20 protein-coding genes are annotated in these 26,849 nt (G+C 65.3%); 16 read left to right on the forward strand and 4 right to left on the reverse strand.

All coding sequences use genetic code 11. The annotated features are described in order from the left end of the window. Window positions 1-133 precede the first annotated feature (133 nt). From LQ788_RS04755 to guaD, 5 genes are all read left to right on the forward strand, one after another. A complete protein-coding gene (locus tag LQ788_RS04755) occupies window positions 134-1,609 on the forward strand; it encodes an NCS2 family permease (protein WP_069599583.1) in 1,476 nt (491 codons plus the stop codon). 229 nt (window positions 1,610-1,838) lie between these two features. Further along, a complete protein-coding gene (locus LQ788_RS04760; RefSeq protein ID WP_231445610.1) occupies window positions 1,839-3,326 on the forward strand; it encodes a xanthine dehydrogenase small subunit in 1,488 nt (495 codons plus the stop codon). After that, complete coding sequence (gene xdhB / locus LQ788_RS04765) at window positions 3,323-5,704, forward strand: xanthine dehydrogenase molybdopterin binding subunit (protein WP_231445611.1); 2,382 nt, start codon at window positions 3,323-3,325, stop codon at window positions 5,702-5,704. The genes LQ788_RS04760 and xdhB overlap by 4 nt, the downstream gene beginning before the upstream one ends. Beyond that, complete coding sequence (xdhC, locus tag LQ788_RS04770; protein WP_317207060.1) at window positions 5,701-6,507, forward strand: xanthine dehydrogenase accessory protein XdhC; 807 nt, start codon at window positions 5,701-5,703, stop codon at window positions 6,505-6,507. The genes xdhB and xdhC overlap by 4 nt, the downstream gene beginning before the upstream one ends. Window positions 6,508-6,551: 44 nt before the next feature. Next, on the forward strand, window positions 6,552-7,838 hold the full coding sequence (guaD, locus tag LQ788_RS04775; RefSeq protein ID WP_231445612.1) for a guanine deaminase: 1,287 nt from the start codon (window positions 6,552-6,554) through the stop codon (window positions 7,836-7,838). Between the two features lie 3 nt (window positions 7,839-7,841). Here the strand turns inward: guaD and LQ788_RS04780 are convergent, their stop codons facing one another. After that, window positions 7,842-9,416, reverse strand: a complete 1,575-nt coding sequence (locus tag LQ788_RS04780; RefSeq protein WP_231445613.1) for a nucleobase:cation symporter-2 family protein — start codon at window positions 9,414-9,416, stop codon at window positions 7,842-7,844. 306 nt (window positions 9,417-9,722) lie between these two features. Here LQ788_RS04780 and LQ788_RS04785 point away from each other — a divergent pair, with 306 nt between their 5' ends. The 5 genes from LQ788_RS04785 to LQ788_RS04805 all read left to right on the forward strand — a co-directional run bounded on the left by LQ788_RS04785 (window position 9,723) and on the right by LQ788_RS04805 (window position 16,143). Continuing rightward, window positions 9,723-10,535, forward strand: coding sequence for a hydroxypyruvate isomerase family protein (locus tag LQ788_RS04785; RefSeq protein WP_231445614.1), 813 nt, complete (start codon window positions 9,723-9,725; stop codon window positions 10,533-10,535). 44 nt (window positions 10,536-10,579) lie between these two features. Beyond that, window positions 10,580-11,461: a 2-hydroxy-3-oxopropionate reductase gene (locus tag LQ788_RS04790; protein ID WP_231445615.1), complete on the forward strand. Its 882-nt coding sequence runs from the start codon at window positions 10,580-10,582 to the stop codon at window positions 11,459-11,461. 89 nt (window positions 11,462-11,550) lie between these two features. Continuing rightward, window positions 11,551-13,347: a glyoxylate carboligase gene (gene gcl, locus LQ788_RS04795; protein WP_231445616.1), complete on the forward strand. Its 1,797-nt coding sequence runs from the start codon at window positions 11,551-11,553 to the stop codon at window positions 13,345-13,347. Between the two features lie 246 nt (window positions 13,348-13,593). Further along, window positions 13,594-14,973, forward strand: coding sequence for an allantoinase AllB (allB, locus tag LQ788_RS04800; protein ID WP_231445617.1), 1,380 nt, complete (start codon window positions 13,594-13,596; stop codon window positions 14,971-14,973). A gap of 615 nt (window positions 14,974-15,588) precedes the next feature. Continuing rightward, a complete protein-coding gene (locus LQ788_RS04805; RefSeq protein WP_231445618.1) occupies window positions 15,589-16,143 on the forward strand; it encodes a DUF559 domain-containing protein in 555 nt (184 codons plus the stop codon). Between the two features lie 77 nt (window positions 16,144-16,220). Here the strand turns inward: LQ788_RS04805 and bcp are convergent, their stop codons facing one another. Continuing rightward, entirely contained in the window at window positions 16,221-16,688 is a 468-nt protein-coding gene (bcp, locus tag LQ788_RS04810) for a thioredoxin-dependent thiol peroxidase (protein WP_231445619.1), read from the reverse strand. A gap of 43 nt (window positions 16,689-16,731) precedes the next feature. Beyond that, entirely contained in the window at window positions 16,732-17,901 is a 1,170-nt protein-coding gene (locus LQ788_RS04815) for a glycerate kinase (RefSeq protein WP_231447329.1), read from the reverse strand. A 264-nt stretch (window positions 17,902-18,165) separates the two neighbouring features. Here LQ788_RS04815 and uraD point away from each other — a divergent pair, with 264 nt between their 5' ends. The 4 genes from uraD to aceE all read left to right on the forward strand — a co-directional run bounded on the left by uraD (window position 18,166) and on the right by aceE (window position 22,880). Next, window positions 18,166-18,660 carry a 2-oxo-4-hydroxy-4-carboxy-5-ureidoimidazoline decarboxylase gene (gene uraD, locus LQ788_RS04820; RefSeq protein WP_231445620.1) on the forward strand — a complete coding sequence of 165 codons (495 nt, stop codon included), beginning with the start codon at window positions 18,166-18,168 and terminating at the stop codon, window positions 18,658-18,660. Beyond that, a complete protein-coding gene (gene uraH / locus LQ788_RS04825) occupies window positions 18,657-18,980 on the forward strand; it encodes a hydroxyisourate hydrolase (RefSeq protein ID WP_231445621.1) in 324 nt (107 codons plus the stop codon). Before uraD ends, uraH begins: the two co-directional genes overlap by 4 nt. A gap of 194 nt (window positions 18,981-19,174) precedes the next feature. Continuing rightward, window positions 19,175-20,059 (forward strand): factor-independent urate hydroxylase, encoded by an 885-nt coding sequence (pucL, locus tag LQ788_RS04830; protein ID WP_231445622.1) that lies wholly within the window; start codon window positions 19,175-19,177, stop codon window positions 20,057-20,059. 67 nt (window positions 20,060-20,126) lie between these two features. Further along, window positions 20,127-22,880, forward strand: a complete 2,754-nt coding sequence (gene aceE / locus LQ788_RS04835) for a pyruvate dehydrogenase (acetyl-transferring), homodimeric type (RefSeq protein ID WP_231445623.1) — start codon at window positions 20,127-20,129, stop codon at window positions 22,878-22,880. A gap of 116 nt (window positions 22,881-22,996) precedes the next feature. Here the strand turns inward: aceE and LQ788_RS04840 are convergent, their stop codons facing one another. Next, a complete protein-coding gene (locus LQ788_RS04840; protein ID WP_231445624.1) occupies window positions 22,997-23,782 on the reverse strand; it encodes an IclR family transcriptional regulator in 786 nt (261 codons plus the stop codon). A 242-nt stretch (window positions 23,783-24,024) separates the two neighbouring features. Between LQ788_RS04840 and LQ788_RS04845 the strand changes: the two genes are divergently transcribed. Together LQ788_RS04845 and LQ788_RS04850 are read left to right on the forward strand one after the other, a co-directional pair. Further along, on the forward strand, window positions 24,025-25,404 hold the full coding sequence (locus LQ788_RS04845) for an NAD-dependent malic enzyme (RefSeq protein ID WP_231445625.1): 1,380 nt from the start codon (window positions 24,025-24,027) through the stop codon (window positions 25,402-25,404). Between the two features lie 105 nt (window positions 25,405-25,509). Further along, window positions 25,510-26,817 (forward strand): DUF6986 family protein, encoded by a 1,308-nt coding sequence (locus LQ788_RS04850; RefSeq protein WP_231447331.1) that lies wholly within the window; start codon window positions 25,510-25,512, stop codon window positions 26,815-26,817. Window positions 26,818-26,849: the final 32 nt, after the last annotated feature.

Here is a 26,849-nt window from a genome sequence, read left to right on the forward strand (position 1 = left end):
TCTTTCCATGATGCGAAAAGAAATTTCTATTGTGGGAGCAGGCTTCGTTTCTCTGCGCATGTTCAAGGCGCATGGTCGCTGACGACGATGTCGGTGACTGATCAAATCGAACAACTTGAGGTGGTCCATGAAAATGGCTGACAACGACCAACAGCGGGACACGAAGACCGCTGACAACAGCAGCGGGAGCCCCGGTCTGCTCGACAGATTCTTCGAAATCACATCACGTGGGTCCTCGATCAAACAAGAGATCCGCGGAGGCATCGTTGCCTTCGTGGCGATGGCCTACATCGTCGTCCTCAACCCGCTCATCTTGGGCGGATCACAGGACGTCGCCGGCAACTCACTCGACTTCGCCCAACTGACCGCTGTCACCGGCCTCGTCGCCGGCGTCATCACGATCCTCTTCGGCGTCGTCGCGAAGCTCCCCTTCGCGCTCGCCGCGGGCCTGGGCATGAACAGCTTCCTGGCAGTCTCCGTGGTCCAGGAAGTCACCTGGGTCGAAGCCATGGGGCTCGTCATCATCAACGGCATCATCATCGTCGTCCTCGGAGCCACCGGCATCCGGACAGCGATCTTCAATGCTGTGCCCCACGCGCTGAAGGTGGCGATCACGGTCGGCATCGGCCTATTCATCGCGTTCATCGGCTTCGTCAACTCCGGCTTCGTCACCCGCACCCCGGCAGGGCCTCCCGTCCAGCTGGGACAGGACGGGTCGATCGCATCGCTGCCGACTCTGGTGTTCGTCGTGGCGCTGATCCTCATCGGCATCCTCGTCGCACGCAACATTCCGGGCGGAATCCTCATCGGCATCATCGTGGCCACGATCCTGGCCATGATCATCCAGGCATTCGCGAAGCTGGGCACCGTGGGCGACCCGGTCAGCCCGGACCCGAAGGGCTGGAACCTCGCCGCGCCTGAGATTCCCGCCCAGGTCGTCGCCTTGCCCGACTTCTCCCTCGTCGGAGCCTTCGACCTGTTCGGAGCCTTCGAGCGCATCGGTGTCCTCGCGGCCACAATGCTCGTCTTCACCCTGGTGTTCACGAACTTCTTCGACGCCATGGGCACGATGACCGGTCTGGCCCGCAGCGCCGGTCTGCAGACGAAGGACGGAATGTTCCCCCGCATCCGCGGTGCATTCATCGTCGAAGGCATCGGTGCCGTCGCCGGTGGTGGAGCCTCCGCCTCGTCGAACACTGTGTTCGTCGACGCGGCAGCCGGCATCGCCGAAGGTGCCCGAACGGGACTCGCCGCCTGCATCACGGGCGTGCTGTTCCTGGTGTCGATGTTCTTCGCACCGCTCATCGGCGTCATCCCGATGGAGGCCGGCGCCGCGGCGCTCGTCGTCGTCGGCGCCATGATGGTCACACAGATCCGCGAGATCGACATGAGTGACTTCAGGACCTCGCTGCCGGTGTTCCTGACCATGGTCACCATGCCGCTGACCTATTCGATCGCCAACGGAATCGGCGTCGGATTCATCTCCTGGGCACTCATCCACGCGATGAGCAAGCGCGGCCGGGACGTGCACTGGCTTCTCTGGGTCGTCTCCGCCGGATTCGTGCTGTACTTCGTTCGCGGACCGATTTCGGCTATCTTGGGAGGATGAACGAAATGTTGGGACATCTTGCGTGGGGAAAGGGCCAGATCGCACACGGCGACTGAAGCCCCGTCAGTCGCTGCACTGACGGGCCACCCAGTCAACCGGGTCACCTCGTCAACTCGACACCACGTTCTTCGCTGCTGTTCGCATGGATAACCAGAAGTTTCGAAGAACGAAGCAAATGTTCTAACCATGCACTGTGCGCCGCATAGACGAGGCGCAGGAGGTAAGTGCGATGTCTGCTCCGGCAACTCAACGTTCCACCGCCCAGGTTTCAGTGAACTCAGACGTTCACGAATTCGACGGGCCACCACATACAAATGCTCTCGACTTCCTCCGCGGAGTCGGCCTCACCGCAGCCAAAGAAGGCTGCGCCGAAGGCGAATGCGGGGCCTGCGCGATCATGGTCGCCCGCCCCGATGCCGATGGATCAACCCGTTGGACATCGATCAACTCGTGCCTGCTGCCTGCCGCCGCACTTGACGGCCAGGAAGTCATCACGGCAGAAGGCCTCGCCGACGGTGAGTCCGTCCACCCCGTCCAGGAAGAGATGGCCGTGCGCGGCGGATCCCAATGCGGATACTGCACCCCCGGCTTCATCTGCTCGATGGCCGCCGAATACTACCGGCCCGAACGCGCCGACGACGCCGCAGAGGCCACCGCCGACGCAGGCGAGCACGAGCATCACTGCGGGCCCAACGGATTCGACATCCACTCCCTGTCCGGCAACCTCTGCCGCTGCACCGGCTACCGCCCCATCCGCGACGCCGCCTACGCACTCGGCCAGCCCGAAACCGGGGACACGATCGCCCAGCGTCGGCAGAACCCGGCCCCCGCCTCGGCGAGCACCGACATCCACCGCGCGGACACAGCCACCGGTGAGACCGGACGCTTCCGTCGCCCCTCCACACTCGCCGAGGCGCTCGATATCTTGGCGAGCGAACCCGAGGTTCTCGTCGTCGCCGGCGCCACCGACTGGGGTGTGGAGGTCAACATCAAGGGGGCACGGGCGAAGTCGATGCTGGCCATCGACCGTCTGCCCGAGCTGCGCGGCATCCGCCGCACTCCCGAGTACATCGAACTCGGTGCCGCTCATACCCTGAGCGAACTCGAACGCGAGCTCGCCGGTTCGATCCCGCTGCTGGGCAAGCTGATCCCGCAGTTCGCCTCCCGCCTGATCCGCAACGCGGCCACCATCGGAGGCAATCTCGGCACGGGCTCACCCATCGGCGACACCCCGCCGGCGCTCCTGGCCTTGGACGCGCGGCTCGTGCTCACCTCGGCGATGGGATCTCGGGTCGTGGAATTGGCCGAGTACTTCACCGGCTACCGGCAGACCGTGCGCGAGGCCGGTGAACTCATCACCGCCATCCGCATCCCGCTGCCGTTGGCGCCCATGACCTCATTCCAGAAGATCGCGAAGCGTCGCTTCGACGACATCTCCTCGGTCGCCATCGGCTACGCGGTCACCGTCGAAGGCGGGATCGTGACCAAGGCCAGACTGGGACTCGGGGGAGTCGCAGCCACTCCGCTGCGCGCCACGGCCACCGAGGCCCAGCTCGAAGGCGCACCCTGGAGCCTCGAAACCGTCCACGCAGCGGCAGAGACTCTGGCCGCCGAAGGCACCCCGATGGATGACCACCGGGCGAGTGCGAAATATCGGACCGCGATGCTGCGGTCCTCCTTGGAACGCTTCTATGCCGAACAGGAGGCAGGACGATGAGCCAGCTCTCACAGCGACCCACCGACCCCATCGTCGGTGAGTCCCATCACCACGAAAGCGCCTTCGGTCACGTCACCGGAGAGGCCCTCTACACCGATGACCTCGTGGGACGCCTCGCCGGAGTCCTCCACGCCTACCCGGTTCAGTCCACCCAGGCGCACGCGAAACTTCGCACGGTCGACATCGAGCCGGCCTATCAGGTGCCCGGAGTCGTCCGCGTCATCACCGCAGCAGACGTCCCCGGCGTCAACGACCAAGGCGTCAAACACGATGAGCCGATGCTGCCCGTCGATGAAGTGATGTTCTTCGGCCAGCCCATCGCCTGGGTCCTCGGCACCGACCTCGAAGCAGCGAAGGCCGGAGCCGCGACAGTGGCTGTCGACTACGAGCCCCTGCCCTCGCTGGTCACCGTGCGTGAGGCGATCGATGCGCAGAGCTTCCACGGCATCCAGCCCGTCATCGACAAGGGCGACGCCACAGGAGCCTTCGCCGATGCCGCACACGTCTTCGAAGGCGAGTTCGAGTTCGCCGGACAGGAGCACTTCTACCTCGAGACCCAGGCCTCACTTGCCCACGTCGACGAGAGCGGACAGGTCTTCGTCCAATGCTCGACGCAGCACCCCACCGAGACCCAGGACATCGTCTCCCACGTCCTCGGAGTTCCCGCCCACGAGGTGACCGTGCAGTGCCTGCGCATGGGCGGCGGCTTCGGCGGCAAGGAGATGCAGCCCCACGGCTACGCCGCGCTCGCGGCCCTCGGCGCGAAGCTCACCGGTCGACCGGTGCGACTGCGCCTCAACCGCACGCTCGACATCACCATGACCGGCAAGCGTCACGGCTTCCACTCCTCGTGGAAGATCGGCTTCACCGACGAGGGCAAGATCCTCGCCCTCGACGCGACGCTGACCGCCGACGGCGGGTGGAGCCTCGACCTGTCCGAGCCCGTGCTCACCCGCGCCATGTGCCACATCGACAACGCCTACTGGGTGCCCAACATCCGGGTGGCCGGACGCATCGCGAAGTGCAACAAGACCTCGCAGACGGCCTTCCGCGGATTCGGCGGACCCCAGGGCATGCTCGTGATGGAGGACATCCTCGGCCGAGTCGCCCCGAAACTGGGACTCAGCGTCCGCGAACTGCGCCGCCGCAACTTCTACTCCGCCGGCCAGGACACCCCCTACTACCAGCCCGTGCGCCATCCCGAACGGATGGAAGCCGCCTGGGACCAGCTCGTGAACTCCGCCGAGGTGGAGGCTCGGGAAGCTGAGATCGCCGAGTTCAATGCCCGGAACGAGAACGTCAAACGCGGGCTCGCTCTGACCCCGGTGAAGTTCGGGATCTCGTTCAACCTCACCGCCTTCAACCAGGGTGGGGCCCTCGTGCTCGTGTACAAGGACGGTTCCGTCCTCGTCACCCACGGCGGCACCGAAATGGGGCAGGGCCTGCACATGAAGATGCTGCAGGTCGCGGCCACCACCCTCGGTGTGCCCCTGTCCACGGTGCGGCTTGCGCCCACGCGCACGGACAAGGTTCCCAACACCTCGGCGACGGCAGCGAGCTCCGGCACCGACCTCAACGGCGGTGCGGTCAAGGACGCCTGCGAGCAGATTCTGGGTCGTCTGACGCAGGTAGCCGCTGGGATCCTCGGGGCTCCGGCGCACGAGGTCAGCGTCAGCCGCGGCATCGTCAGCGCCCTGTCATCGAAGAAGACGGTGACCTGGGAAGAGCTCATCAATGCCGCCTACTTCCAGCGGATCCAGCTCTCGGCCTCCGGGTTCTACCGGACCGAGGGGCTGCATTGGGACCTGTCGCTGATGACCGGCGAGCCCTTCAAGTACTTCGCCTACGGCGCTGCCGCGAGCGAGGTCGAGGTCAACCGCTTCGACGGCTCTTACCGGCTGCGCCGCGTCGACATCGTCCATGACGTCGGGGACTCGCTCTCGCCGCTCATCGACTTGGGCCAGATTGAGGGCGGCTTCGTTCAGGGCGCCGGGTGGCTGACCCTGGAGGATCTGCGCTGGGACGAATCCGACAAGCCCAGCCGTGGACGCCTGGCAACTCAGGCCGCGAGCACGTACAAGATCCCCAGCTTCTCCGAAGCCCCCGAGGTCTTCAACGTCTCCCTGCTGGACAAGGCGCACGAAGAGGGCGCGGTCTACGGTTCGAAGGCCGTGGGCGAACCCCCGCTCATGCTCGCCTTCTCCGTGCGTGAGGCTCTGCGCGATGCCGTCGCTGCATTCGGTGAGCCGGGTGCGTCCGTGCAGCTGAACTCGCCGGCCACACCCGAGTCGGTGTTCTGGGCCATCGAATCGGTGCGCTCGCCTGTCACGACTCCTCCGGCCGCGACGGCAGCAGAAGGCATCAGTGTCCCGTCATGACCTGGATGGACACAGCAGCCGAGCTTCGCAGGGCTCGAGTGCCGGCCGTCCTCGTCACTCTCGCCTCGGTCCGCGGGCATGCCCCGCGTGAGGCCGGCGCGAAGCTGATCGTCACCGCAGATGACCTGCATGGGACCATCGGCGGCGGCAATCTCGAGATGACGGCCGTCACCCGCGCCCGCGAGATCCTCGCGGCCGCAGGCTCAGAGTCGGGGGAGTCCCGGGCTGAACCGGAGATGCTCACGCTGCGGCTCAATGACAAGGCACCGGCCAAGTACGGACGTCAGTGCTGCGGGGGAGAGGTCAGCGTTCTGCTCGAACCGCTGCCCGTTCCCGCCTCGGTGGCGATCTTCGGTGCCGGCAACATCGGACTCGAACTCACTCGGATCCTGGCCCGCCACGACATCGACGTCCACGTCAGCGACTCCCGTCCCGAGCACCTTGAGAAGCTCGACCGACTGGAGCCGTCAGTGGCGGCGATCCACCGCGAGTTCGCCGTCGTCGGCGAGGAGGTGCTCGTCGGGCTGCCCGCGGGCACCCACGTGCTCATCATGACCCACGACCACGCCGAGGATCTTCATCTCTGCGATGCCGCACTGACCCGCGGTGACCTCGGCTCCATCGGCCTCATCGGGTCGAGCGCCAAATGGCAGCGCTTTCGGAAGAATCTCATCGCCGAGGGCCACACACCCGAAACCGTCGATACCATCGACTGCCCCATCGGCCTCCCAGACCTGCCCGGCAAGCAGCCGGCGACGATCGCGCTCAGCGTCGCCGCCGACCTGCTGCGGCGCATGGGCTGAGACTTTCGACAGACCGACTTTTACGCTTTCCAAGGAGTACCACTATGTTCATCTACCGCGCCCGTGTCTTCGACACACCGACTAACCCCTTCAGCGGGGGAAGCCTGCGCTCCGACTCTGACGTCGCTCTCGTCGTCGATGACGGACTGATCACCGCCCGCACCGATTTCGCGAGTGCGACCGCGGACCATCCCGACGCCGAGGTGGTCGACCTCCGTGCCGGTGTCCTCATCCCCGGCCTCATCGACACCCACGTCCACTACCCGCAGATCCGTGCCATCGGCTACCTCGGCAAGCCCCTGCTCGACTGGCTCGACCACTGTGCCCTGCCCGAAGAGGCGAAGCTGGGCGATCACGACTACGCCTCGGCCCTGGCCGGCGAATTCCTCACCGGACTGACCTCGGCGGGGACCACCTCGGCGATGGTCTTCGGTTCGCACTTCGCGACCGCGATGGACACCTTCTTCACCCAGGCCGCCGAGGTGGGTCTGCGGATCACATCGGGACTGGTCACCAGCGACACGATCCTCCCGGAACCGCTGCTGACGAGCGTGGAGAGGTCCGTGTCCGAGAGCCAGGACCTCATTGATCGTTGGCATGGGAAGGGCCACCTTCGGTACGCGGTGACCCCGCGCTTCTCCTTCTCAGCCGGTCAAGAGCTGCTGGCTGCAGGCGGGCAGCTGGTGGCCGACAACCCGGGCATCTGGGTGACCTCGCACCTCAACGAGAACCGCGACGAGATCGCCGGTGTCGCCGAGAAGTTCCCCGAGGCACTCGACTATCTCGACACCTACGACCGGGCCGGCCTGTTCAACCGGCAGACGATCCTGGCCCACAACGTCCACCCGAGCGATCGCGAACTGGCGCGGATGGCAGAAGTGGGGGCCGCCTCGGCGCACTGCCCGACCTCGAACTCGAACCTGGCCAGCGGGTTCTTCCCGCTGCGCCGACACATCGAGGCCGGGGTCCGTGTGGCACTGGGCTCCGACGTGGGCGCGGGAACGGGATTCTCCCTGTTCAAGGAGGGTGTCCAGGCCTACTTCATGCAGCAGCTCGATCCCTCCGGCGGTCTGCCGTTGAGCTCGGCACACCTGCTGCACCTGGCCACTGCGGCCGGCGCCGAGGCGTTAGAACTGAGCGATCAGGTCGGGGACCTGTCCGAGGGCAAGCGCTTCGATGCCGCCTACATCCAGCCGACCGCGGGTCAGCCGCTGGCCGTGGGACTTGAGCACGCCAGCAGCGATGACGACGCCCTGGCGAAGATCTTCGCCATGGGGACCCCAGCCGACATCGCCCAGGTGTGGGTCGACGGCCGGCTCGTGAAGGGCTGAGGGTCAGCGGTGGTTGTCTGAATCGCTGGTGACCACCTGCTTCACGCTGGCGGTGTCGACGATGTCACCGCAGTCGATCGCGGCTTGGATCTCCTCGGCCTGCTCATCGGGGACGAGTGGGATCTCCTCGCCGTCGCAGTCGACGAACTTCCCATCGATGAATTTGTCGCCCTCGCGCAGATCCTTGAGGTTCGAGGGCGTGAGGAAGCGTGCCGGTTTCGCGGCGTAGACGGAAGGGTTGGTCGAGTTGCCGAAGCGCAGCTCGTTGAACAGGAGGTTGAGCAGCACCGCCATGATCGCGGCCGAGGAGATTCCCGAGTGGAAGATCGTCTGCACCCAGGACGGGAAGTGCTCGTAGAAGTCGGGCTTGACCACGGGGACGAGGGCGAAGGCGAGGGACGCGGAGACGATGATGAGGTTCATGTTGCCCTCGAACTTCACCTCCTTGAGGTTGCGGATGCCTGATCCCGACACGGTTCCGAAGAGGATGAAGCCGGCGCCGCCGAGGACGGGCATCGGCACCGCAGCGACGACCTGACCGAGCACGGGCATGAGTCCCAGGAGGATGAGGATGACGCCGCCCGCGGAGACGACGAAGCGGGAGCGGACCCCGGTCAGCGCCACGAGGCCCACGTTCTGTGCGAAGGCCGACTGGGTGAAGGAGCCGAAGAAGGGTGCGATGACCGAGGAGGCCATGTCGGCGCGCAGGCCGGCCGCGACCCGCTTCTTGTCGACCGGGGTGCCGATGATCTCGCCGACGGCCAGCACATCGGCCGCGGTCTCTGTCTTGATGACGAGGATGACGATGAGCATCGACCCGATCGCAGCGAGGTCGAAGGTCGGTGCGCCGAAGGGCAGCAGTCCCGGGATCGCGACGGGGGCGCCCTGCCCGACCTCGGAGAAGTCAGTCATGCCCATGGCGGCACCGATGCCCGTGCCGATGATGAGGCCGAGCAGGATCGACAGCCGCGAGATGGCGGCCGAGCCGACCTTGCTCAGCAGCAGGATGACGGCGAAGGTGATGAACGCCAGGGCGATGTTCTGCACGGAGCCGTAGTCCGCAGCGGCCTCATCGCCGCCCATGGCCCAATTGGCCGCCGTCGGGATGAGAGTGAGTCCGATGGCCGTGATGACCACCCCGGTGACCACGGGTGGGAAGAAGCGGATGATCCGCGCGAAGAACGGGGCGATGACGAAGCCGATGACGCTGGCGACGATGACCGCGCCGAAGATGTCGCTGAGGCTGCCGCCGCCGGTGAGAATGGCGAGCATCGTCGCGACTCCGGCAAAGGAGACACCCTGGATGAGCGGGAGCTTCGACCCGACGAGGGGGAGGCCGATGCTCTGGATGAGTGTGGCGATGCCGCCGACGAAGAGGCTGGCGGTGACCAGCGCGACGAGCTGATCGCCGTCGACACCAGCTGCCTTGCCGATGATGAGGGGCACCGCGATGATCCCGCCGTACATTGTGAGGACATGCTGGAGCCCGTAGGCGAAGAGCTTGGGCACTGGGAGCCACGCGTCTTCGGGTCGCTTGGACCCGGGTGGGAGGGACTTCGTCGTCGAATTCTCGGTCATATCTCAGCCTTCCGGAGTAAGCCTCATTACTCTTCCGTATCGTGGATTCGATCTTCCACAAAGTGTGATCTCCACTACGTTCTGCCTCTTTTTCTGCGAAGTCAAATACGCGATTCGGGTAGCTGGTTTCGATATTCGGGGCAAGTCGTCGGCACTGCGCTGCCTTCGAGAATTTCCGACTAATCCGCCTCGGTGGGTTGACTCCGTCTCAGTTGCCTGCCTATGCTTGATTTCATCAAACGGAAATGAGTTTCCACAATACGGAAAACATGAATCCACACTCGCAGCGACGCGAAGGAGAATCCCATGACGACATTCGATTTCACCAATGCCGACAGCTACATCCTCAACTGCTCCACCCTGCTCACCGAGCTGCCCGTGATGGAGCGGGCGCAGGCGGCCAAGGATGCCGGCTTCAGCCAGGTCGAGTTCTGGTGGCCCTTCGACGGCAACCCGAGGCCCTCCTCGGCGGAGGTCGATGAGTTCATCGCCTCACTCGACAACGCGGGCGTCGAATTCAAGGGCCTGAACTTCTGGGCAGGGAACATGGCCGGCGGCGACCGCGGCATGGTCTCGATCAAGGGCGCCGAGGCCGACTTCGCAGCCAACGTCGACATCGTCGTCGAGATCGGCCGCCGCACCGGCTGTCGCGCCTTCAACGCCCTCTACGGTCTGCGCACCGAAGGCCAGACGCCTGAGGAGCAGGACGAAGTCGCCGTGGCCAACCTCAAGCTCGCCGCCGACGCTGTGGCCGCCATCGACGGAACCGTGCTCGTCGAACCCGTCTCCGGAGCCGAGGACTACCCGCTCAAGCGCGCCTCAGACGCCGCCGAGGTGGTCGATCGGGTCCGCGACCAGGGTGTTGGCAACATCGCCGTCCTCGCCGACTTCTTCCACATGTCGATCAACGGCGACGACGTGGCCGCGGTCATCGAGGCCGACGCCGCGAAGTTCGGACACATCCAGATCGCCGACGCAGCCGGCCGCGGAGCACCCGGAACGGGCGAACTGCCCCTGCAGGACTGGATCAACCGCTCCTACGAACTCGGCTACACCGGCTCCATCGCCCTCGAATACAAGCAGGATCGCGCCACCGCATTCGAATGGCTCGCGAACTGAATCCGCCTCCACCTCCGACTTTCCTCACCAGATAGGACACGAACATGAGCAAGACAATCGCATTCATCGGACTCGGAATCATGGGTCTGCCGATGGCCAAGAACCTCGTCAGCGCCGGCTTCACCGTCCGCGGCTACAACCGCTCACCCGAGAAAGCCGCCGAACTCGCGAAGGCAGGCGGCCAGGCCGCATCCTCCATCGCCGAGGCGGTCGACGGTGCCGATGTCATCATCACCATGGTCCCCGACTCACCCGACGTCGAAGACGTGCTCACCAGCGAGGAGGGCATCCTCGCCCACGCCAAGTCCGGCGCGTACTGGATCGACAACTCGACCATCCGTCCCGACGTCGCCAAGAACCTCTCCGCTCAGGCGGCGGAGAAGGGTCTTAAGCCCCTCGACGCACCGGTCTCCGGTGGCGAGGCCGGCGCGGTCAGCGGTGCACTGTCGATCATGGTCGGCGGCGAACAGGCCGACTTCGATGCCGTGGCCGATGTCTTCGACGCCATCGGCAAGACCATCGTCCTCGTCGGGCCCTCGGGCTCGGGACAGACCGTGAAGGCCGCGAACCAGCTCATCGTCGCCGGCAACATCGAACTCCTCGCCGAAGCTGTCGTCTTCCTCGAGGCCTACGGAGTCGAGACCACCTCGGCGCTGCAGGTCCTCGGCGGGGGACTGGCCGGATCGAAGGTTCTTGAGCAGAAGGGCCAGAAGATGCTCGACCGCTCCTTCGACCCCGGGTTCCGGCTGGCACTGCACCACAAGGACATGGGCATCGTCACCGCAGCAGCCCGCGAGGCCGGCGTCGCGATCCCACTCGGATCGGCCGTCGCCCAGCTTGTGGCCTCGACCGTCCAGCAGGGCAACGGAGGACTCGACCACTCGGGTCTGTTCACCGTCGTCGAGCAGCTCTCGGGCAAGAAGTAATCCCCACCACGAACCGGACCGGCGACAGCGTCGTCGCCGGTCCACTGAACTTCGGTCCTTGACTGGGCCACTGAAACGAAGGAAGAACAATGACACGTATGCGCGCAGTTGACGCAGTGGTGCTCATCCTCGAAAAGGAAGGCGCCACCGAAACATTCGGCCTGCCGGGCGCGGCCATCAACCCGCTGTACTCGGCGATGAAGGCCCACGGCGGAATCCGCCACACACTGGCTCGCCACGTCGAAGGGGCTTCCCATATGGCCGACGGGTACACGCGGGCAGCGGCCGGGAACATCGGCGTCTGCCTCGGCACCTCGGGACCGGCCGGGACCGACATGATCACCGGGCTCTACGCCGCAGCCGCGGACTCACAGCCCATCCTGTGCATCACCGGACAGGCTCCCGTCGCGGTCCTCGACAAGGAGGACTTCCAGGCCGTGGACATCGCCTCCATCGCCAAGCCCGTGACCAAGATGGCCAAGACCGTGCTCGAAGCCGGTCAGGTCCCCGGGGTCTTCCAGTCGGCCTTCCAGCTCATGCGCTCGGCCCGTCCCGGACCGGTGCTCATCGACCTGCCGATCGATGTCCAGCAGGCCGAGATCGATTTCGACATCGCCACTTACGAACCGTTGGTGCCATCGAAGCCGGCGGCCACCTCGGCGCAGGCGGAGAAGATCCTCGACCTCATCGCAGCCGCGAAGCACCCGCTCATCATCGCCGGCGGCGGCATCTTCAACGCCGATGCCGCGGACAAGCTCGTCGAATTCGCCGAGGCTACCTCCATCCCGGTCTCACCGACCCTGATGGGATGGGGTGCGATTCCGGACGACCACCCGCTGCAGGCAGGCATGGTCGGCATCCAGACTCATGTGCGCTACGGCAATGCCTCGTTCCTGGAATCCGACCTGGTCATCGGCATCGGCAACCGCTGGGCCAACCGTCACACTGGTGACCTGGGGGTCTATCGCAAGGGTCGGAAGTTCGTCCATATCGACATCGAGCCGACCCAGATCGGACGCGTCTTCTCACCCGACTACGGTGTCGCCTCCGATGCCGGAGCCGCACTCGACGCTCTGCTCACGGCCGCACGCGGTCGCAGTGGCGGCGCGAGCCTGCCGGACTTCACCGGCTGGGCCGGCGAATGCACGGCTCGGAAGTCCACCGAGCACCGCAAGACCAACTACACGGACATGCCGATCAAGCCGCAGCGCGTCTACCAGGAGATGAACGCCGCCTTCGATGAGGACGTGACCTATGTGTCGACGATCGGCCTGAGCCAGATCGCCGGGGCGCAGATGCTCCACGTCTACAAGCCGCGCCACTGGATCAACGCGGGTCAGGCCGGACCCTTGGGTTGGACCGGACCGGCCGCGCTGGGTGTGGCGAAGGCCAAGCCGGATGAGACCGTGGTCGCGCTCTCCGGTGACTACGACTTCCAGTTCATGATCGAGGAGCTCGCCGTCGGCGCGCAGCACAAGATCCCGTACCTGCATGTCGTCGTCAACAACTCCTATCTGGGCCTGATCCGTCAGTCACAGCGCGGCTTCGACATGGACTATGAGGTGTCGTTGGCCTTCGAGAACATCAACTCCTCGGGTGAGGCAGCGAGCTACGGCGTCGACCATGTGGCCGTCGCGCAGGGGCTGGGCTGCAAGGCGCTGCGCGTCGAAGACCCCGAACTCATCGGCGAGGGACTGCGGGTGGCGAAGGAGCTCATGAGCGAGCACCAGGTTCCCGTGGTTCTCGAGGTCATCCTCGAACGCGTCACGAACATCTCGATGGGCGCCGCCCTCGACGCGATCAACGAGTTCGACGTCCTCGCCCAGACTCCGGCAGATGCGCCCACCGCGCTGACGCCGATGGGCGAACTGGCCGCGGCGAAGTAGTCGGGGCTTACTAGCCGCTGCGCAGCGGACGCGGTGCAGCAGTCGCATCAGATGTCGGCTGCATCACAATTGGTATACCATAGTCCCGGGGGCGTCGGAGGGTTGATTCCGACTCTCCCGGGACTTGTCTGACATGCTTGGCGAGACACGTCGCAGCAGACATTGGGCATCGATGCCGTGGAAAACGGCCGGCATCGATGCCGAGCAGAGAGCTTGGCCCGCGGGCCGATCACATGAGGAGGATGCATGAACGTCGATGACGCCGGTACACAGGGTCCTGACCAGGACTTCGACCTGATCATTCGGGCACAGCGGGCGGTTCTGCCCGAGGGCGTGAGCGCGGCCGAGATCGGCGTTCGTGCGGGAAAGATCGTCGAGATCGCCACCGTGGGAGCGGTGCTCAGCGGTGCCGCCTCGGCGGATGCGAAGGTTGTCGACGTCGATGAGTCGCAGGTTCTCCTGCCCGGGCTCGTCGATTCGCACGTGCACGTCAATGACCCGGGCCGCAGCGAATGGGAAGGCTTCGCCAGCGCCACCCGCGCCGCAGCCGCCGGCGGAGTGACGACGATCGTCGACATGCCGCTGAACTCCCTGCCGCCGACCGTCAACGTCGAATCCCTCGACATCAAGCGCGAAGTCGCCGCGGCCAAGGCCTTCATCGATGTCGGCTTCTGGGGCGGTGCGATCCCCGGCAATACCGGTGACCTCAAGCCGCTCTTCGACGCGGGCGTCTACGGTTTCAAATGCTTCCTTGAAGACTCAGGCGTCGACGAGTTCCCGCCCTTGGAGCCCGATGAGCTGCGCGCCGATCTGGCCGAGCTCGCGAAGTACGACGGTCTGCTCATCGTCCACGCCGAGGACCACTCGGTCATGGCCGAGGCCCCGAAGAACTCGGGCCGCAAATTCAGCGACTTCCTCGCCTCCCGCCCGCGTGAGGCCGAGAACGTCGCAATCGCCCGCGTCATCGAAGCCGCCCGCGAGACCGGTGCCCGCGCCCACATCCTGCACCTGTCATCGGCAGACGCACTGCCCCAGATCGCGGAGGCCAAGGCCGAGGGCGTGAAGCTCACGGTTGAGACCTGCCCCCACTACCTCGTCTTCACCGCCGAGGAGATTCCGGACGGCGCGACGACGCACAAGTGCTGCCCGCCGATCCGTGAGGAATCCAACCGTGAAGCCCTGTGGCAAGGACTTGTCGACGGCACGATCGACTGCATCGTCTCCGACCATTCGCCCTCGACGGCCGAACTCAAGCTGCTCGACACCGGCGACTTCGGTGCGGCCTGGGGCGGAATCTCCTCGCTGCAGCTGGGCCTCTCGCTCGTGTGGACCGAGGCCGCCAAGCGCGGCATCGACCTCGCCGAGGTGGTGGCCTGGATGTCTTCGGCCCCCGCCGCGGTCGCCGGGGTGGAGAACAAGGGCGCGATCGCGCTCGGCAACGACGCGGACTTCGCAGTCTTCGCCCCCGACGAGGAGTGGACGGTCGCAGCCGCAGAGCTCTACCACCGCAACCAGATCAGCGCCTACGACGCCCGCACCGTCCGCGGCGCCGTCAAGCAGACGATCCTCCGCGGCGCCCCCGTGAACTTCGACGAGCCGCAGGGCCACCTGCTGCGCGCCCGCTGAGGCACGGGTCCGTAAACCTCCCTGTCGTCACTAATTACGCCCGGCGCCGCGCGTGGATAGTGACGTCGGGGAGGTTTTGTCGGTTCATTGCGGGCGTCATCCACAGGTTTATCCACAGTTTCCATCGTGGTGTGGCGGGTGACGCTGTTTGTTGTCATTATCTGCAGTATGTATTCGATAATGACTACCGGGCGACTGTTGCGTTCTGGCTTCACCAAACGAGAGCTGGAGCGAGCTCAACGTTGCTGTGTTCGCCGAGTCGCTCGGGGTCGCTATGCGGTCGAGCGAGCATGCGAGAACGTCGAGCATGAGAGCATCTGGGCCGCTGTGCGCGAGGGGCATGCCGAGGAGTTCGAGCTCTTCAACGACCGCCGAGACGCGCACCAATATCTCAAGGCCCTAGTTCGCGCTCGAGCGGAGAAGGTCAACGAGGAAGAAGCAACAGGGCGGACGAGTCGCAGACGCGAAGTCTTCTCACACCTCTCGGCCGCTCTCATCCACGAGCTTCCGATCGTCGTCGTTCCCGAGCAACGGGTGGAGGTCATCCGGCGCGGCGCTTCGCGCAGGCATCGCCATCTTCGAGTCCGAAACACACAGCTGACTCCTGAGAGCGTAATGACGATCGGCATCTATAGGGTGACCACACTTGAGCAGACCCTTGTCGATGTCGCACTGACCTATGAGCTCGCAACGGCGGTGGCAATGGTCGATCATGCTCTGCGTCAGGGCCTGACGTCGATGGAAGAGATTGAGATGGCTTTTGCTGAACGCGATACAGCGCGTGCTCAGAGGAGAGCCCGGACTACGCTGGATTTAGCGGATGCACGGCGCGAGTCACCGGCAGAGTCAGTCGCCGCCGCACGATTCTTCGAACATGGCATCGGTGGATTTGATCCGCAGGTGGATTTCAGGGACCGCAGCGGACGTGTCTTCGCTCGTGTCGATTTCTGTCATCGTGCGGCGAAGGTGATTGTCGAAGTGGACGGCCTCGCAAAATACTCCATGGGCCCTCGGACTCCTCGGAGAGCGCTTGAAGACGAAAAGGCTCGTGACGCGCAACTGGCTGCACTTGGATACAGGGTCGTGCATCTGACGTGGAAGCAGCTTTTTCTCGTAGGGCCCTTCGAGGACATCAAACGAATCGTATCTGAGCGAATCGTCGCACGCTAAACCTCCCCGACGTCACTAAAGAATCGCGGCGCCGCGCGGTATTAGTGACGTCGGGGAGGTTTAGGAGAGAGCTGGCCTCAGGCGCCGAGCTTCTCGCGGAGGCGGGCGACGTGGCCGTCGGCATCGACGTTGTATTCGACGTCGGAGAGGGTTCCGTCTTCGGCGATGACGAAGGTGGAGCGCAGGGTGCCTTCGAAGGTGTTGCCGTTGATCGTCTTCTCACCGAACGAGCCGTAGGCCTTCGCCAGCTCCGCGCCCGGATCCGAGAGCAGCGGGAAGGTCAGGTGCTGGTCGTCGGTGAACGCCTGCAGTGCCTCGGCGTCATCGGGGGAGACGCCGAGCACCTGGAACCCGGCCGCGGCCAGGGACGAGAGATTGTCGCGGAAGTCGCAGGCCTCGGTGGTGCAGCCGGGTGTTGCGGCCTTCGGGTAGAAGTAGAGGATGACCTTCTGCCCGGCGAAGTCCGCCTTCGAGTAGGTCTTTCCGCTGGCATCGGCCAGGGAGAAGTCCGGTGCGCTCTGTCCGACTTCGAGCTGTGTCGCCATGATGATGCGTCCTTTCGTAGGTGACTGCTTGTGCTGGTGGTGGTCAGTTCTTCTGCGCGCCCGCGCCCGCGACGCCCGCGCTCACGAGCGCGCACGCGTGAGCGGCGGTGGCTTCAATGAGCTCTTCGGAGCGGCCGGAGAGCTCGGCGAGGTCGGCGGGGCCCGGCGCGATCGACAGGGCCGCGGTGATGCCGGCCTCGCGGCATTCGGCGGGGCTGAGGGCGACGCGGCCGGCGACGACGATGATCCTCGCCGAGGCGGGAGCATAGTCGCGTACGGCCGCGACGACCTTCCCTCCCAGGGACTGGGAGTCAAAGGATCCTTCGCCCGTGAGCACGATGTCGGCGTCGGCCAGGGCCTCGGTCAGGCCCACGGCCTCGGCGACCATCGTCGACCCGGGCACCACCTCGGCGCCCAACAGGCTCGTCAGGGCCAGCGGGATTCCGCCGGCGGCACCGAAGCCCGGCGTGGCCGCAAGTGACGACGCCTCCGCAGACGAGCCGGCGAGCACCTCGGCGAGGTGGGCCAGTCCGGAGTCGAGGACGGCAACGGACGCGGCATCGGCGCCCTTCTGCGGACCGAAGACCGCGGCGGCACCGCGGGGGCCGGTGAGCGGGTTGTCGACGTCAACGGCGATGCGCCAACGGACCTTACGGGCACGTGGATCGAGGCCCGAGGCATCGACGTTGGCCAGAGCCGTTAGCCCGCCTCCGCCCGGCGCAATCGGTGAGCCCGAAGCGTCGGTGAAGGCCGCGCCCAGGGCCGAGGCGATGCCGACGCCGCCATCGGTGCTCGCCGAGCCGCCGATGCACAGCAGGATCTCTTCGACGCCCTGGTCCAGGACGTGGCGGGCGATGAGGCCCACGCCGTAGGTATCGGCGCGCTCGGGCGCGAGGGCGACGTCGGAGACCTGGGGGAGACCGTTGGCCTGAGCTGCCTCGATGACCGCGGTCTTCCCATCGGCGGAGATGCCGAACAGGGCTGTCGTCGGGCGGCCCAGGGCATCGACGACCTCGACGGAACGAGCTGGGGTGTCCCACACGGCCAACAGGGCATCGAGGGTTCCCTCACCGCCGTCGGCGAAGGGCAGGTCGGTGATCTGCGAGTCGGGGAACACTTGGCGGGCACCGCGGGCGAGGGCGGCGGCGGCAGCGGGGGCGCCGGCCGAACCCTTGAAGGAATCGGGCGCGCAGACGATCGTGGGTGCTTCCATGCTCATGACGTCATTCAACCTCATTGTCGAGAAAACGATGGCCAAGTGCCCAGAACGCGGACTGCGCGGGGGGCTCTGTCACCATTATCCGCTTTGTGGAATAACTTTTCCAAATCCGGCCAGACGGCGCCACCAGAGTCGACTCTGAAATTTGACTTAGCGCGAGCCTGGGGTCAAACTCGAAGCAGTTAAATGGAAATAATCTTCCGTGATGTGAAACACATTCTCAGTGCTTGAGCATCTCGATTTTCTCAGGAGGTCAATGTGGACCTAAGCGAGTTCAATCAGCTGTCGACCGACGACGCCCGCGCCACCCTGCGCCCGTGCCTCGACGTCGACCGGTGGATCGACGGGGTCGTCGCCGCACGCCCTTTCTCCACAGTCGAAGCCGCCCTCGAGGCCGCCCGCACCAGCGCCGCCCCACTGACCGATGACGAGATCAACCAGGCCATGTCCCACCATCCCCGGATCGGGGAGAAGGCCAAGGGCTCGTCCGCCGAGGCGGCCCATTCCTCCCGTGAGCAGGCTGGCCTGGGAACCCTCGACGGTGACGTACAGGAACGACTCGCCGCAGGCAACGCCGCCTACGAAGAGCGCTTCGACCGCGTCTTCCTCATCCGCGCAGCCGGTCGCAGCCCCGAGGAGATTCTCGCCGAGCTGCAGCGCCGCATGGCCAACACCGACACCGACGAACTCGCCGAGGTCGGCGAGCAGCTGATCCAGATCGCCGCACTCAGACTCGAAGGAATCCTCGCATGAGCTTCATTTCCGCCCACGCCCTCGACTCCACGCTCGGCACCCCTGCCGCCGACCTCGAGGTCACGCTCTACTCCGGCACCGAGGTGCTCGCCAGTGCCCGCACCGACGGCAACGGTCGTGTCTCGGAATTCGGACCGGACCACCTCGGCGCCGGTGATTATCGGATCGTATTCGGTACCGGTGCCTACTTCGAGGCCCAGGGGCAGGATCACTTCCACCCCCAGGTGACGATCGACTTCACGGTCAAGGGGGGCGAGGCGCACTATCACATACCATTGTTGCTGAGTCCGTTCGCGTACAGCACCTACCGAGGCAGCTGAGCAGCTGAGCGGACAGCACCACCCATAAGACATCAGGGGAAGCAGGCCCCCTGCAGGATGAAGATCCTCAACAAACCGCCGAAGTTCGCCGGGTTCGACGCCCGGCAACCTCGCAAATCAATTGGTCACAGCGGCCAAGCCGGACTCGGTGACGAGGCCGGCGCGGTCGCTGGCATAGCAACAGGAGCAAGAAGATGAGCAAGGTGAAACTGACAACGAATCAGTACGGCAAGGCGGAGAATCGTTTGATGAGGGTCTTCCGTGACTCAGAACGTCACGAGATCCGCGACCTCAACGTCACCTCCCAGCTGTGGGGCGACTTCGAGACCGCACACACCGAGGGCAACAACGAACACATCGTCGCCACCGACACCCAGAAGAACACGGTCTTCGCGAAGGCCAAGGAGCTCGGCGTGAGCTCACCCGAACAGTTCCTCCTCGGACTCGGCGAGCACTTCACCTCCAGCTTCGACTGGGTCACCGGCGGACGCTGGGCGGCCGAAGAGTACGGCTGGTCGCGCATCAACGATCACAACCACTCGTTCTACAAGTCCGCACCGGAGACCCGTACCGCGGTGCTGACTCGCGACGGCGACACAAGCACCCTGATCTCCGGCTTCTACGGACTCACCGTGCTCAAGACCACGGAATCGGGCTTCGTCGGCTACCCGAAGGACAAGTACACCACCCTGCCGGAGACCGACGACCGCATCCTGGCCACCGACATCGCAACCCGGTGGATCTACAACACTCAGGACCTCGACTTCGAGGCAACCTATGAGAAGGTCAAGGGGATCATCCTCGACTCGTTCACCGACCACTACTCGCATGCCCTGCAGCACACCCTGTACCAGATGGGTGAGAAGGTCATCGAGGCTGTGCCGGAGATCGACGAGATCCGTTTCTCCTGCCCGAATAAGCACCATTTCCTCTACGACATCGAACGCTTCGGACTGGAGAACCCGAACGAAGTGCTCATTGTCGCTGATCGCCCCTACGGGTTGATCGAGGCCACCTTCACCCGTGACGGTGTGGAGGAGAACAAGGACGCCTGGGCGCAGATCGCCGGCTTCTGCTGATAATTTCCATAGTCGGGTCCACGGGAAACACCTTCCCGTGGGCCTGACGTGTTTGAGAGGGAGAACTATGACCCAGGACACAACCTCGGCGATCCCGAGGGGAACCGGTGACGAAGAGATCGACGAGTGGCTCGAGTCCTGGGAGGGGCTTGTCAACCAGCGTGGAACCCTGCGTGCGGCCGAGATCATGGAGGCCCTGCGCCGCCGTGCCGCATCGAACTCGGTGGCCCAGCCCAAGGTCACGACCACGGACTACGTGAACACGATCCCGGCCGATCAGGAACCTGCGTACCCGGGCGATGAGCGCCTCGAGCGCAAGTACCGCAAATGGCTGCGCTGGAACGCCGCGATGCTCGTTCACCGGGCCCAGCGTCCCGAGATCTCCGTCGGCGGACACATCTCGACCTACGCCGGTGCTGCGACCCTCTACGAGATCGGGTTCAACAACTTCTTCCGCGGCCAGAACCACCCCGGCGGAGGCGATCAGGTCTTCTTCCAGGGCCACGCCTCACCCGGCATGTACGCCCGGGCCTACCTCGAGAACCGCCTGAGTGACAAGCAGCTCGACGGCTTCCGGCAGGAGGCCTCGAAGGCGCCCAATGGCCTGAGCTCCTACCCGCACCCGCGCCTGATGCCCGACTTCTGGCAGTTCCCGACCGTGTCGATGGGGCTGGGCCCGATCAACTCGATCTACCAGGCGCAGATGAACCGCTATCTGCACAACCGCGGCATCAAGGACACCTCCGACCAGCGCGTCTGGGCCTTCCTCGGCGACGGTGAGATGGACGAGCCGGAATCACGTGGTGCACTCCAGCTGGCCGCCAACGAGGGCCTGGACAACCTCACCTACGTCATCAACTGCAACCTGCAGCGACTCGACGGACCCGTGCGCGGCAACGGCAAGATCGTGCAGGAACTCGAAGCGGTCTTCACCGGTGCCGGTTGGAACGTCATCAAGGTGCTGTGGGGTCGCGAATGGGACTCCCTGCTCGACGCCGACCACACCGGCGAGCTGGTCCGGATCATGAACGAGACCCTCGACGGTGACTACCAGACCTTCAAGGCCGAGTCCGGCGGCTTCATCCGCGACAACTTCTTCGGCCGCTCGCCGGAGACGAAGGGTCTCGTCGAGCACCTGTCCGACGATGAGATCTGGAACCTCAAGCGCGGTGGCCACGATTACCACAAGGTCTTCGCCGCCTACCAGCAGGCAGTGAACACGACCGGCAAGCCGACGGTCATCCTCGTCCAGACGGTCAAGGGCTATGGCCTGGGCACGACCTTCGAGTCGCGCAACGCCACCCACCAGATGAAGAAGTTCACCGCCGCCGACGTCAAGGCCTTCCGCGACCGGATGGACATTCCGATCACCGACAAGGTCATCGACGAAGACCCCTACGCGGTGCCCTACTACCACCCGGGCAACGACGCTGAAGAAGTCCAGTACATGCTGGAGAAGCGGAAGTCACTCGGCGGGTTCCTGCCCAACCGGAAGCCCGAGAACAGCAAGAAGACCCTGCCCGCGGTCTCCGACAAGGCCTTCTCGCAGACGAAGAAGGGCTCGGGCCAGCAGCAGGCCGCGACCACGATGGCCTTCGTCCGCCTGCTCAAGGACCTCATGCGTGAGAAGGGCATCGGCAACCGGATCGTGCCCATCATCCCTGATGAGGCGCGCACCTTCGGCATCGACGCGTTCTTCCCGACGGCGAAGATCTACAACCCGAACGGGCAGAACTACCTCGCTGTCGACCGCGAGCTGTTCCTGTCCTACAAGGAGGCGACCTCGGGTCAGCTGCTCCACGTCGGCATCAACGAGGCTGGTGCTGCGGCAGGGTTCACGGCCGCCGGCACCGCGTACTCGACGCACGGTGAGCCGATGATCCCGATCTACGTCTTCTACTCGATGTTCGGGTTCCAGCGCACCGGTGACGCCTTCTGGGCCGCCGGTGATCAGATGACCCGCGGGTTCATCATCGGCGCCACCGCCGGACGCACGACGCTGACCGGTGAGGGCCTGCAGCACGCCGACGGCCACTCGCCGGTGCTGGCAGCGACCAACCCGGCCGTGCGGATCTACGACCCGGCCTACGGCTACGAGATCGGGCACATCATGCGCGATGGCCTGCATCGCATGTACGGCGAGCACGACCTCGGCGACGACGCCCGCAACGTCATGTACTACCTGACCGTGTACAACGAGCCGATGCTCCAGCCTGCCGAACCGGAGAATGTCGACGTCGATGGGATCCTGCGTGGAATCCATCGCGTGGCAGAAGCCGGCACCGGCGCCGAGGCGGGGGCCGGGGATCGTCCGCAGGCTCAGCTGCTCGCGTCGGGAGTCGCAGTCCCGTGGGCCCTGGAGGCCCGTGGTCTGCTGGCCCAGGAATGGGGAGTGGAGGCAGCGGTCTGGTCGGTCACCTCTTGGGCCGAGCTGCGCCGCGACGCGCTGAAGTGCGAGGCCGAGAAGCTCGAGAACTTCGAGGCCGAGCCGCGTACCCCCTATGTGCGTGAGCGTCTGGGCGCCGAGGCGGGGCCGATCGTGGCCACGAGTGACTTCGACTCCACTCAGCCGGACCTCATCCGGCCGTTCCTTAAGCAGGACTTCGCGACTTTGGGTGCCGATGGCTTCGGGTTCTCCGACACGCGTGCTGCTGCCAGGCGCCACTTTAAGATCGATGCCCACTCGATGGTCGTCCGGACCCTGCAGCTGCTGGCCGACCGCGGCGAGATCGCCCGCTCGGTGCCGGTTGAGGCAGCGAAGAAGTACCGCCTGAACGAGGTCAACGCAGGAACCTCAGGCACCGCCGGAGGCGATTCCTGAGTTAGGCCGTCCCGGCGACAAACGGATGGCGTGTCGAGAAACGTGTGCAACTACGTTTCTCGACACGCCACCCGTTTATCAGTGTCTAGAGTGGGCTGAGGGCCCGCGGGCAGCCCTCAGGCGCCGCGGCGCATGTCTTCCGAGATCGCCTCGGCGGCCGAGCGCAGCAGCGGGATGGCCCGATCTGAGAAGGCCTTGTCGACGCGGCTGATGGGCCCGGACACGGAGATCGCCAGGGGAGCCGGAGCTTCGGGGATCGACATCGCGAAGCACCGCACACCCAGCTCCTGCTCCTGCTCATCGATCGAGTACCCGCGGTCGCGGATTCGCTCGAGTTCGGTTTCGAGGTCGTCGAGGGTGCCGATGCTGTACTGCGTGGGGGTGGGCATGCCCGCGGTCGTCACGATATGACGCACCTGCTCGGAATCGAGGCCGGCGAGCATCGCCTTGCCCACTCCGGTGTCGTGCATATGGGCACGGCGGCCCACCTCGGTGAACATGCGCATCTGATGCTGCGAGGCCACCTGGTCGACGTAGACGACCATGTCGCCGTCGATGGTCGCGACGTTCGCGGACTCGCCGAGTTCGTCCACGAGGGTCCGCAGGTAGGGACGGGCGATGGCACCCAGTTGGGCGCCGGCGAGGTTGCCGAGGCGAATGAGGCCCGGTCCCAGCGCATACCCGCGGTTGGGCAGCTGACGCACCACGCCGAGGTTGACCAGAGTGTTGAGCAGGCGGTGGATCGTCGGCAGGGGGAGGCTGACCTCGGCGGCGATGTGGCTCAAGGTTGCCGACCCCGAGGAGTTCGCGATGCATTCGAGAAGTCCGAAGGCGCGCTCGACGGATTGGACGCCGCCCTTCGTCTGCCGGATCGCGGGTGCCTTTGTGTCATTGCTGGTCATCCCAGTTCCTCTTCCTCGTCCATTCAAAATCGTGTTCGCGGATGTGCCGGACAGGCTCGACGCTGAGTGCCGCCGGCTGAAAGCGCTGATCGCCGAACAGGAGATCGCTCAGCGAAACTGTCCCTCAGTCTAGTCCCGAAATGGAAGAAAGTTTCCGCTACAGGGCATTCTGGCTAGATTTTCCACTATACAGAAGATAATATCCGTAATACGGAAAAGACTTATCAGAGAGGATAACTCCCATGGCTGTTCCAAGCCCCGGATACTCAATCACTCTTCGCGTGGAGACCGCAGTCGGTCGGACATCGACGTCCGATCTCGTGGCCGCCGCCGCTGCCACCGGTGCCGCGATCACGGCCCTCGACGTCGTCGAATCTACCCCACATACGGTGATGATCGACGTCAGCGCCGATACCCGCGATGTCGCCCACGCCGACGAGGTGGCCGCCGCGCTCGGCACGCTCGACGGCGTCGAGGTCCACAAGGTCTCGGACCGCACCTTCCTGCTCCACCTCGGCGGCAAGCTCGAATCCACCCCCAAGGTGCCCCTGCGCAACCGTGACGACCTCTCCCGTGCCTACACCCCGGGTGTGGCGCGTGTGTGCATGGCCATCGCGGAGAACAAGGCCGACGCCCGACGGCTGACGATCAAGCGCAACACCGTCGCCGTGGTCACCGACGGCACCGCGGTCCTCGGCCTCGGCGACATCGGACCCGAAGCCGCGATGCCCGTGATGGAGGGCAAAGCCGTCCTGTTCAAGCAGTTCGCAGGCGTCGACGCCTGGCCCGTGGCCCTGGACACGAAGGACACCGAGGAGATCATCTCGATCTGCAAGGCCATCGCCCCTGCCTACGGCGGCATCAACCTCGAGGACATCTCGGCACCGCGCTGCTTCGAGATCGAGGCCAGACTCCGCGAAGAGCTCGACATCCCGGTCTTCCATGACGATCAGCACGGCACCGGCATCGTCACGTTGGCCGCGCTGAAGAACGCTCTCAAAGTCGTGGGCCGCAAGCTCGAAGACCAGCGCATCGTCGTCTCCGGCGTCGGCGCTGCCGGCAACGCGATCATCCGCCTGCTCCAGGTCGCCGGGGCGAAGAACATCATCGCCTGCGGGCGCAACGGCGCGATCGGACCGAACTCGACCGTCGACACCGAGCACAAGGTGTGGCTGCAGGCCAACACGAACCCCGAGGGCTTCGAAGGCACGCTCAAGGAGGCCGTCGTCGGCTCGGACGTGTTCATCGGCGTCTCAGCCCCGAACGTGCTCGACGGCGCCGACATCCAGGCGATGAACAAGGACGCCCTCGTCTTCGCCATGGCCAACCCGGATCCCGAGGTCGACCCCGCCGAGGCGCTCAAGCACGCGGCCGTCGTGGCCACGGGACGCAGCGACTACCCGAACCAGATCAACAATGTGCTGGCCTTCCCCGGCATCTTCCGCGGACTCCTCGACGCCGAGGCCACCGACATCGACGAGAACATCATGGTCGCCGCAGCGGACGCGATCGCCTCGTGCATCCCGGAGGAGGAACTCCACCCCGGCTACGTGGTGCCCTCGGTCTTCGACCCAGAGGTGGCGACGAAGGTGGCGGCAGCGGTTGCGGCAGTCTCATCCTGAACATCGACCGGTCTCCTGAAACAGGAGGCCGGTCGACGTTTTATGAGAGACAATGTGGAGAGACCAGTCCTCCCGCGCAACGATGCTACGAAAGAGAATGTGAAATTGGATCAATCAACGTTGACCGACATCGATTCACTCCTGGCGGACACTGACGAGCTGCTGAGCACTCGCTATCCCGGCGACCGTGACGTCCGGCAGCCCGTGCACACCGTCTATGTCCCCGGGCATCTGTCGAGTCCGGCGCTGCCCCGCGAATGGGGTGCGCAGGCACTCGACTGCGTCGAAGCCCACGGAGGAATGGTCCAGCTGGCCGAACGCGTCATCATCGCCTCCCGCAAGGAGACGGTGGCACCCGACAGCCAGACGATGCCCAACCTGCACCAGGTCGCCCGGGAAGCGGAGATGCTCGCCGAGGCGGTCACTACGAAGCTGGCCACCGAACCGATCGAGGACCTGCGGCTGGACTTCGAAGACGGGTTCGGCAACCGGGGCGACGCGACTGAGGACGACTGCGTCCGCCAAGCCGCACGCAATGCGATCGCGGGCCTGGACGAGACGGGTGCGCCGGCGTTCTTCGGCATCCGGTTCAAATGCATGGAGGCCGAGACCCGGGCGCGTGGTCTGCGCACCCTTGACCTGTTCCTCGCCGAGGTGATCGCCGCCCATGGATCCCTGCCGACGCAGTTGGTCCTCACGCTGCCGAAGGTGAGCACCGTCGCTCAGGTGTCCGCCATGGTCCTCGCCTGCCGAGCACTCGAGGCCCAGCACGGGCTTGCCGAGGGCTCGATCACCTTCGAGGTGCAGGTCGAGACCCCGCAGCTCATCCTCGGCGCCGACGGCACCGTCCCGTTGGCACCGGTCCTCGACGCAGGAGCAGGGCGCATCACCTCACTGCACTACGGCACCTACGACTACTCGGCTTCGATGGGCGTCGCCGCCGCCTATCAGGCGATGGATCACCCGGTGGCCGACTTCGCGAAGAACCAGATGATGCTCGCGGTCGCCGGCACCGGCGTCCACCTCTCCGACGGGTCCACGAACATCATGCCCCTCGGTGAGCCCGAGGAGATCCATCGCGCCTGGAGCCTGCATGCCGGACTGGTCCGCAGGCACCTCAAGCGCGGCATCTACCAGGGCTGGGACATGCACCCGCATCAGCTGCCCACCCGTTTCCTCGCCACCTTCCGCTTCTACCGCGAAGGCGCGGAGCGGGCAGCGACCAGGCTGCGCAACTACGTGTTCCAGGAGGACTCGGCCGTCCTCGACGAGCCGGCGACAGCACGGGCCCTGGCCCGCTACCTGGGCCGTGGGCTCTCCTGCGGCGCCCACACCGAGGAATTCGTGACCGGCCGGACGAAGATGTCGATCGCAACACTCAACCACATCGCCGCCACCGGCGCGGCCGAGTGATCTGCCGGCCACCTCGGCGGCCCATCACCGGC

Origin of the sequence: Brevibacterium zhoupengii (assembly GCF_021117425.1) — a bacterium.
Taxonomy (GTDB): Bacteria; Actinomycetota; Actinomycetes; order Actinomycetales; family Brevibacteriaceae; genus Brevibacterium; species Brevibacterium zhoupengii.